This is a genomic window from Rhodopirellula sp. JB055 (genome assembly GCF_043100905.1).
Classification (GTDB): Bacteria; Planctomycetota; Planctomycetia; order Pirellulales; family Pirellulaceae; genus Rhodopirellula.
In genome coordinates this window covers 1-3,291 of sequence record NZ_JBICHO010000102.1, presented here as the reverse complement: position 1 = coordinate 3,291, position 3,291 = coordinate 1, and the positions used below count along the sequence as shown (strand labels likewise).

At 57.2% G+C, this 3,291-nt stretch carries 3 protein-coding genes; 1 reads left to right on the top strand and 2 read right to left on the bottom strand.

Annotation, left to right across the window (positions count from 1 at the left end; translation table 11 throughout):
* Both ACF8AM_RS04140 and ACF8AM_RS04135 read right to left on the bottom strand, forming a co-directional pair.
* On the bottom strand, positions 1 to 1,086 hold a 1,086-nt coding region (locus ACF8AM_RS04140), incomplete at its 3' end, for a sulfatase (protein WP_392554418.1).
* A 246-nt stretch (positions 1,087 to 1,332) separates the two neighbouring features.
* Positions 1,333 to 3,153, bottom strand: coding sequence for an arylsulfatase (locus ACF8AM_RS04135; RefSeq protein WP_392554417.1), 1,821 nt, complete (start codon positions 3,151 to 3,153; stop codon positions 1,333 to 1,335).
* Here ACF8AM_RS04135 and ACF8AM_RS04130 point away from each other — a divergent pair.
* A partial coding sequence (locus ACF8AM_RS04130) for a hypothetical protein (protein WP_392554419.1) occupies positions 3,110 to 3,291 on the top strand: 182 nt, incomplete at its 3' end. The two genes, ACF8AM_RS04135 and ACF8AM_RS04130, sit on opposite strands and share 44 nt — an antisense overlap.

Genomic DNA, 3,291 nt, shown 5'->3' with positions numbered 1-3,291 from the left:
GGGGTAGATGTCCACGAACTCGACGATCCGATTGCACGAGCCATGTCCGGACTGGGACGGAGCACGAATGATCAGCGGTGACTGAGCACCTTCCTCGAATAGCGTTCGCTTCTGCCAGACTCCGTTGTGTTCGCCAAGGTGGTAACCGTGATCGCTCCAGAACACGACGATTGTGTCGTCGGCCAAGTCCAATTCTTCGAGAGCCGCGAGCAAACGCCCGACTTGAGCGTCGACAAACGATACGCACGCGTAGTAAGCCTGAGTCGCTTTCAACAGCGTTGGTTCATCGAGCCCATAATTGGGAACCGGGCAATTGTGGGCGAACGCCGCCGTGGGAATGTCGTCGCGATCGCCAGCGGGAGCGTACGGCAATTGCAATGACTCCAACGGGTACATGTCAAAGTATTTCTTCGGTGCGACATAGGGCGTGTGAGGTCGAAAGAAACCGACGCCCAAGAAGAACGGTTCGTCTCTCTTCTCTTTCATAATCCGGATCGCTTCCGTTGCGATCATGCCATCGGTCTGTTCTTCGTCCTCCCCGTCGGCAGCCAACCAACTGAGTGCACCACTGATCTTGCGATGCGGTTCGGCATTGAAGATGAGATGCTCTTCGTCTTTGTCACGTCCCTTGGGATTGACCGTTTGGTTCCACGAGGGCGGGTCGTCAAAGCCGTCCGTTCCGATCGAGGCTGGCACGGTGTAGTGATAGATCTTGCCGACTCGAGCGGCGAAGTAACCGGCCTGCTGGAATGATTGCGACAAAGTGACAGCGTTTGGGACTTCGTCACGAAAATGTCGGTCGAGGTCGTAGACTTTGATTTGATCGGGACGCAGCCCGGTCATCACTGACGCTCGCGTTGGATTGCAAAGCGGCAGTTGGTTGTACGCTCGGCGGAAGCAGACTCCCGTCGCTGCCAAACGGTCGATATTGGGGGTCTTGGCAACCACGTCGCCGTAGCAACCCAGCGAGGATGCCAGGTCATCGACGGCGATGAACAGCACATTGGGTTTGGAGGGATTGGATTGCGTGTCCGCGTTTGCCGGCGTCGCGTGACTGGCAATGCACGCGATGAGTGTTGCGAGTATCCACAGGCGGCGGCTTGGGGTGTGGATGGAAGGTGATGCGAGGGAGGATGCCAGATGCATGAGTCACGCGAGGAAGTGGGGGGGGGAGTGGCACAGCGGCGGAGTGATTTGCGCTGGTCGGTTCAATGGGCTAGGAAGTCCGAAGTCCATTGTACGCCGGGCCTCCAAGCCCGGCGAACTTGTAAACAGTACGCTGGGCTTCCAAGCCCGGCGAAATCGAACACACGATCCTGTCCCACCGCGCGATCATCGACGCGGAGGCACTTCGCTCGGACCGACCTGGGTGAATTCCACAAAGTACGCCCCGCGAGTTTTCTGGCTGGCCGCGTCACGCAACCAGGTCTGCAATCGATGCGGACCAGCGGGAAGATCGATCTCGAACGTGACGGATGGATCTTCCGGTTTCAGAGTTTGAGTTTGCTCGATCGAGCCCACGCGAAGACGAGCCTGGTCGGCTTGGATGGGAGCCAACGCGTCATCTGGGAACCGCTGCAGTTTAATCGCGTAACGCCCCGCTTTCGCGGCTTCAATTTCCCAGAAACCATTGATCAGTAGATCGCTGTCCGGCAATTGAGACGGTTTCCAAATCACTCGGCCTTCAGTCGGGTGCCAGTCTCGGACCGTGATCTGTGTGGGCGTGGTGTCCTTGCCGACGATGAACCGAACCACGTCCTTGCGGCTTCCGTGAACGTCCTCAAAGTAGGCGTCGTATGCGGCACGCAGTTCACGCACGACCTCGGGATACTCGGCGGCGATGTTCTTGAATTGCCCGGGATCGTTTCGAATGTCATACAGTTCGTCGCGAACCAATCGCCAGCGGTCTGTCAGCACGGCAAACGGCGGTTGTGCCCTGCCCTGCGTCTTCGTTGCCGAGACGACCTTGTCCGGTTGGCGTTCAATGATCAGTGTTCGTTCAGGCCACTGCTGGGAGGAACCGTCGAGTAGTCCCGCCATCGAACGCCCGTCGAAAGAAACGTCGGCTGGTCGCTTCAGATCACAAAGCTCGATCAGGGTCGGCAACCAATCGCGATGACAAGTCAATTGGTCGACTGGACGATGGTCATCCCACTTCGCTGGCCAACTTGCAAAGCAGGGAACACGATGCCCGCCTTCGTAGACAGAGCCCTTCTTGCCTCGCATGCCGGCGTTGAATCCGTCCTCGCGATTTTGTTCGCTGGCTCCTTGCGCCGTGCCATTGTCGCTCATGAAAATCAACAACGTGTTGTCACGCAGATCGTCTTGTTCGAGCTTCTTCAACAGTCGGCCAAGGTTCTCGTCAAAGTTTTGAATCATCCCGTAGAACGCGGCTCGCTTGGGTTCGATGCCCTGCTGCTTGAATGGATCGGAATAACGATCTGCCACCAAGTACGGACTGTGCATCGCGTTGGTGGGGACGTAAACGAAGAATGGTTGTTCGGAATCCTCCTGGATGAAGTCCATCACTTCATCGAACCAGATGTCGGTGCAATATCCGTCGAACGATTCCGGCGTTCCGTTTCGGTAGTACGTGTCATCGAAGTAGTCATTGCCGGTCGGGTTTCCGATCTCGTCTGCCCCGCCCGCCAGGTGTCGGACCACGGTTTCAAAACCTCTTTCACGAGGTGCAAACGGTGTTGGATCACCCAGGTGCCACTTGCCGAACATGCCGGTCCGATAGCCCGAGTCGCGAAAAATTTCGGCCATGGTTGTTTCGTCGGGATCGAGCAACTGGCGGCCTTCGGTGACCGCCCACGCACCCACACGCGTGCAGTAACGGCCTGTCATCAATGCGGCTCGGGTGGGCGTGCAAACCGGATCGACGTGAAAGTTTTCCAGCCGCACGCTTTGCGCTGCGAGGCGGTCCAAGTTGGGCGTGTTGAGCCAAGGGTTGCCGTGGCATGACATGTCACCGTAACCCTGGTCATCGGTCACCACCAAGATCACGTTGGGACGAGACTCGCTGGCGATTTGAGCCCATGCGGGAGAGCAAGTTGTCAGGCAGGCGGCGAGGAAAATCCAAATTCGATGTTGCATGGAGTGACTGATGATCGGAATGGCGTGGGGACAATGGCAGTCGAGGTCAAACATCGTATTCCCCGAGGCGGACTTGTCGTTTGAACATCATGCCAATGTAGACGTTGGAATCGCGGAAGTGGTTTGCTCGTTTGACCGATCGTGTGTGTGGGACAGAACTTACAAAGCGTTGGATGGGGCCAGTTTTTCAGT

Coding starts and splice junctions, on each gene's coding strand:
- ACF8AM_RS04135 (WP_392554417.1), bottom strand. CDS start 3,153: ATGTTTGACCTCGACTGCCATTGTCCCCACGCCATTCCGATCATCAGT.